A 6,170-nucleotide genomic window follows, 5' to 3' on the forward strand; every position below is an offset into this window, starting at 1 on the left:
CTTATTATTTTACATGATGACGTTGTTTGATTTCGGCTAACTCTGCTTGCGATGTGGCATTAAATGCTTCAACCATCCATTCGGGCCAGCTTTGTCCTTTAATAATTTTTTCTTTAAATTGGGTTTCTTGTTCCCATTTGTATTTGCCGTCGTTTAAACCTGCTAATTTGTTAGCACACATAAAGTTATTGACCCAACCCCAAACAAAATAACTACCTATGCCGCCACGTAATGGGTCTAATAATATATGGTCGATTGTTTTATGGGTATGAGGTTTGCACACCATTAATATGGTGGTGTTGAGTGAATATCGTGAAAAATTATGCACTACTACCCCTTGTAAATGGGCCCAGTCATATTCTTTAATACGTTTTTTATTAGGGTGCAAAAAGGTTAGCGGATTACGCAACACTTTAAAATTAAAAAAATAGCTTTCATTGATATACACTTTACCCGTTTTACGGTTAAAAATAATGGGGCTTCCTCGGCGTGTAAAAAGGTTTTGATAAAATTCTGGTAACATTAAATATAATGCAATGATAAATAAAACTAATATTCCTAGTAAAAGGGAAAAAATATATTTATCATCATCTGATTTTAATTGTATATCATCGACAATATCATATGTGAGATAAGGAATAATAAAAATTAATCCAATTGAAATTACACCTGAAAGACATACATAAAAAATCTGATCAGATTTTGTTTTACGAATAAAAGCACAGTAGTTATCATTGGCATATAGAAGACGCTGATCCGCACCCGTTAAATAGTTACCGCCTTTTTCTAAATCGCTTATCCAACCAAAAATTTGGGGTTGATATTGTGATGGCATTGTTCTGCTCCTTATTTTAAATTTTATTGTTTTTAGTCACGATTAATGGCACGTCTTCACGGTTATTGTATTGAATAATAATTTGATATTTTACAATATTAAACACACCTATCGTGCCAGCGATCCATTTATTGATAATGAGCCCATTTTGAACAGGCTGGTCGCTGTTGGTTGTTATTTTATCAGTAAGATGATTAGCCGATGTGGTTAAAGTAAATTCGTCTGGCTCGTCAATTTTACTATAATCGGGTATTGGGAGCCTAGTCAGTATGCCGATATTACGATCATACTTTTCGAAATAGGCTTTTTTATCCGTCCAAATAAGATTTAGGTTACCATAGTTTTTGCTGATGGCTAATAACGCTATTTGTTGCGAGGTGATACGGTATTTTAGATCGATATATTTTTCAGGCAGTGGGTCTGGCTCGCTTTTTAGATTTGGGTAATCATTAATAAATAAGCGAATCATGGCGATTGCAGTTTCATTTTGATTGTATTTGGCAAAATCGGGAATATCCAAATAAAAATAGATATGCCGTTGAAATTGATTTGGGGCATCGGGCATTGGTGTTGATGATGGTGCATGATATAGCGGTTTTAAACGAATAAAGGTTTGAATATTATAGACCATAATCGCATAGTCGTTGAGCGCTAAGCCAAAACCGGCGTGAGTGCTGTATTCATCTTCGTGATAGGCTTGATAGCCTAAATAGTCCAATTCTTCTTGCTTACCAAAGCAACAACGGTTTAACCAGTGCTGTATAGCAGTATATTTATCGTACTTTTTACTAAACATAACCGCGATTGAACCACCAATCATTAAAGCAACACCCACAATAACAGTTACCCATGAACCAACTAATGCTATAACTGCACCAAATCCTAATGCAATCGAACCATAGAATCTTGCTTTAAAATACTTTTTATCTTCCATATTCATCATATCAAACGAACTTTTTAACTCGCCGATCGCATCTAATATCGTGATCGCGGCCGTTGCTTTGGCAACGGTTTTAGAAATTATGGAATTGAACCTAAGCTTAGCTTCTATTTTTGTTACATCTTTACCTGCTTTAATCGCTTCAGCCATTTGCATATTGAGTTTGATATTTTTGTATTGGCTACTTAAATCGATGCCGGTTAGTACCAGTGACACCAGATCTTTAAGCATTTGCCCTTTTAGATCGGTTTCACCGTTACCTTCTTTCACTTCATCCCATTCTTTAAGCATATCGCTAATGTTTATTAGGGTAAGGGTGCCTAATATACCGCTCACCACAAGATTGATACCAAAAGTTATATTTCCTGTTTTGACGTTTTGATTAGCGGTTTGTAAGTCTATCTCATTATAGATACGTTCTAATTCATGTTGCGCTATGTCTATTATGCCTCCTGCTTTTGATATTTTTTCGTTTATTTTAGCTTTAGCTCGCTCTAGGGCTTTATCGCTGATTTTGCGTAATTTATCAGTGATTGACACTTTGCCTTGATTCACTTTTTCTATGTTTTCAAGCAGTGTTTTTTGTTTATGGATTAATTTGAAATAATCTTTATACTTTTGCTCCATAAATTGTTTTAAGCTGTATGGGCTTAATGTGCCATTAGTGCCGTTGATAAAGTCAACAAACAAGGCTTTACTGGCTTTATCAGGAAAGCACAGGGTAAATTTCGCTTTTTGCATTTTGCCCGAGTCTGTTTTAATTGGCTTTTCATCAATATCAAAACTTTCTAAAAAGGCAAGCTCGTGCGGGTGATAGACACCACGATTATAAAAACCACGATGCATTTGGGTTAATAGATTTTGAATTTTTACGATATTTTCTGGTCTAATTTGCACGTTTATTTCAACCGGTAGTGCCCCTAGTCTGGCAAGTTCATCAAATGCATTAAGCCGCATCCAGTGCGATTTTATCGGTTTATGTAAGGTGTCTTTAGCCAGTGTTGCCTGTTTTTTGAGTGCCGTGCGGTTAAGTAAACTTTCACTATATTTAGTTGATGCGTGAGTTTGTTGTGTTGAATTAGCAAGATTTGATAATTCTTTATTTACTGCCTCAAGGCTTTTATTTAATTCCCTAATCTTAGTTTCATAAACCTTTTTTTCGCGCCTGAGTTTTTCTTGTGCGACAGGATCACTCACTGGAATTTGTTTTTTTTGTTGTTCAAGCTCGTCAATTTTTTGTTTATTTTGTTCAATTTTAGCTTCTAGCTCGGCTTTGTTTTTTTCTAATACACTTTTTTTATCGTTTATATCTTTATCACCTTTTTTTTTTGCAATTGCTGTAGAAACTGTACCAATAAACTGAGTTGCTTTTGATAACCAATCCTTTGGTGTTATCAATTCGTTAGTTTTTAAGTCTACATAGACAGTTTCGTCACGATCGATACCTTTAGAGTGATTATATTCGATAATGTAATAGATACTTTCAGGATTACTGAGCAGCTCGTCCCATAGGGCACTATCTTGATCGAGTTTAATTTCGGAATGGGTGGTATCGACTAAAATAGATCCAATTTCTGATGCGTGCGCCAATCGCGTCGTTTCGGTGCTAAAATCAAATTCACGTTGCCAAAAATGATTGGTGTTAACGCTTTTGGGTTTGGTTTTGCTAAATTGCGAGACAATGCCTTGTTTACCAAACAACCAACGCAAATAGGTAAAGTAGTCCTGCGACCACTCTTTATGGTAATCAACCACTTCGTTATAGGCTGTTTCTAATTTCCCTTTGAAGGTATCAACTTTACCTTGATCTACACAGCTATCAAAATCATTCAGTACTTTGGTTTTATCTTCGCTCAATTTGCCGATTTTTTGGTGCATTCTCGCAGATGTTGGAATACCATTATAGCCGATGGTGTCATTGCCCGAATTTTTTACTTTTTTTATTTCTTCTTTTACGCGAGCGATTTCACGATCAAACGAAGTTATAATCGAAGTTCGGTACTGCTCCATTAGCTGTAAAATTACCCGCTTTTTAAACATTACTGGTTGATAATAATTAAATTGATCTTTCAGTACCGGGTTGATCGTTTTGATCATGTTTTCTGCTCGTTGTTCATAGATTTTAGTTGCTTTATCTAAATCGTCAAAACCATCGATTAATTCTTCTGCTAAATTCACTTCTTTTGCGGTTAATGGTTTTTCGTTAAACATATGCAGGTGCGATATCCGTTGGGTGTTAAGCTCTTCGGCGATACCGAAAGTGTCTTCTAGTACTACGCCACAAGATATTGGTCCATTCCCCTGATATAGAAGATTTGCGTGATTGGCAAATTTTTGCCTTTGGCTTTTTAAACTGGTAAAGGGATGGGCCGATTTAAAATTCTCCAGACCTTGCTCTCCAAAACGAAACTCGAGCACTTTGCTTTTATCATTATCATCATTTTCATGACTATAACCAAAAATATCTTTAAACGGCACCGCTCGTTTGCCCGTTGCCTCAGACGGTGAGTCTTTGAGTTTTTGTATATCAATTTTGGTAAAACGCGATAACACTTGGCTATTTTGTTCTTTTAGGTAATCGTCGAGAGTCTTTTTGGGCCAAGGTTGTGAAGAATAAGCCACCCAAGCTTGCGTAAAGTCCTTATTATTAAGATTAATAAACGAGGCTGGAATGGTGTGGCAAGCATCTTTGCACGCTTTTGATATCGGTCTTGGCTCGGTATTGGTCAATTCATGGAAGTTTCTTAAACGTAGTGCGCCGTCAATGCATTCATACACATGGAGTATTCGGCTCTCAATATCATCACCTTGTTGTTGCATCACATAAACATAACCGTTACGCAAAGTGCGAAGTACATAGTCATAATATTTTAATGCTTCATCTGGCATGCGTTGTTTAAAATCTAAGGTTTTAGTATAATTCGCCAGTTCTTGATAAGTCTGGTTAACCTGTTTAATTTTATCGAATTTTGTTTTTATCACGGCTTGACGCAATAAAAAGACCGGTAATCCTGTTCGCTCACAGGCAAGGCAACCACCGGCTGCTTCATTTTTATTTTCTATGGCGATGTTGGCTGTTTTCTTCATCTTACACTCTTTAATGCTTGTCTTATTTGTTATTCGTTAATAGAAAATAATGGGCTTTCAAGGTTAATATGGGCGTCAATAACCTGTTTTGACAATGTGCTCGGTGCTTTTTGCGCTTTGGCAATTTGTTCAAGCACGTTAGGATGCTGAGTAAAAGCGGTTTGGTACCTTAAGCCATTTAATCCCCAAAATAAGATATCGGTAGCCTCAATTAAACCTAATTGATACGCTTGCTCAACCAGTTGCGTTGATTGCAAAATGACTTGGTTATGGAGTGGTAAATTTTTTTGCTCATCAAATTGCGTTCGATTATTTGCCCATGCCTTAACAAGGGTTCGAATCATTCTCAGTTTTTTTAAGCGCTGACAATACTGAGTGCTCCAACGTTCTGGCGTTTCCAGTTCACTATCGGCCGTGAAACGAATAAACTGCCCAGCATGAATGGACGGATAATAATAGTTTTCAATTTGAGCTAATTGCGATTTTAGCCATGCGGTGTCTTGGTTGGTAGCAACTTCGTGCAAAAATTGCATACGAAACGGTTCAAAGAAAGGATAATAAGGCTGTTGCAATATTTTAGCGATGTTATTACCTATAGTTATCAGCTGCTTTGCCAATATCGACGGTTTAAGGGGGCTAACAATATAAGCGCAAATATAACGCTTTGACCAAAAACATTCGATTTCAGCCTGTTTACCAATTTCATCAAGAATGGGACTGTCTAAAAATTCATTGGGCTCTGCCAGTTTAATCAGTGTTGGGCATATGCTTGGGTCATAATCTAAATCGGTACGTAATACCTGAGTGAGTTTCTGTTCACCAAATAGTTTGTCTTCACCAAATTGATTCACTAATGAGTCGTGTGATAATGGGCTCATTGAATTAAGCGCCACTAAATTATCGACGAGTAAATAGCGATAGTTGTTAAAGTTATTTTGATTATTTAATTCAGTAATCATTTTCAATCCGTTTCTGCGCAGCGTTTTACATTCAGTTCACTTGAATTTAATCTAATTGTTTTAGATTGGCTTGCCGGCCCCATTTTTTGCAGCACATTGCATTTAAGATAGATATTATCCTGTGTGCCCAGTTCGATGCCTTCACTGCTGATTTTGATATAAGAGCCACCACAGATGAGCGTTATCTCTTTGGCTGCTGTTATCTGTGTTTTACCATCGACACTATCCACTTTGATATCTTGCTTGGCGGCCATATTGAGGTTGGCATTTTGGGCTTGCAGGTCAATATCACCTTGGTTGGCAAACAGTTTCATGCCTGATTTTTGGGCAAATAAACCAATCGCTTCGC

At 36.8% G+C, this 6,170-nt stretch carries 4 protein-coding genes; all 4 read right to left on the minus strand.

Annotated features, from left to right (window positions below):
- Positions 1 to 4: 4 nt before the first annotated feature.
- Positions 5 to 835, minus strand: a complete 831-nt coding sequence (locus ACYIAM_RS08585) for a DUF6708 domain-containing protein (RefSeq protein WP_483747968.1) — start codon at positions 833 to 835, stop codon at positions 5 to 7.
- Positions 836 to 851: 16 nt separating this feature from the next.
- On the minus strand, positions 852 to 4,862 hold the full coding sequence (locus ACYIAM_RS08590; RefSeq protein ID WP_483747969.1) for a toxin VasX: 4,011 nt from the start codon (positions 4,860 to 4,862) through the stop codon (positions 852 to 854).
- Between the two features lie 29 nt (positions 4,863 to 4,891).
- A complete protein-coding gene (locus ACYIAM_RS08595) occupies positions 4,892 to 5,821 on the minus strand; it encodes a hypothetical protein (RefSeq protein WP_483747970.1) in 930 nt (309 codons plus the stop codon).
- A gap of 2 nt (positions 5,822 to 5,823) precedes the next feature.
- Positions 5,824 to 6,170 (minus strand): DUF2345 domain-containing protein (locus ACYIAM_RS08600; protein ID WP_483747971.1); only part of this gene is annotated, 347 nt, incomplete at its 5' end.

The organism is Gilliamella sp. X-60 (assembly GCF_057063585.1).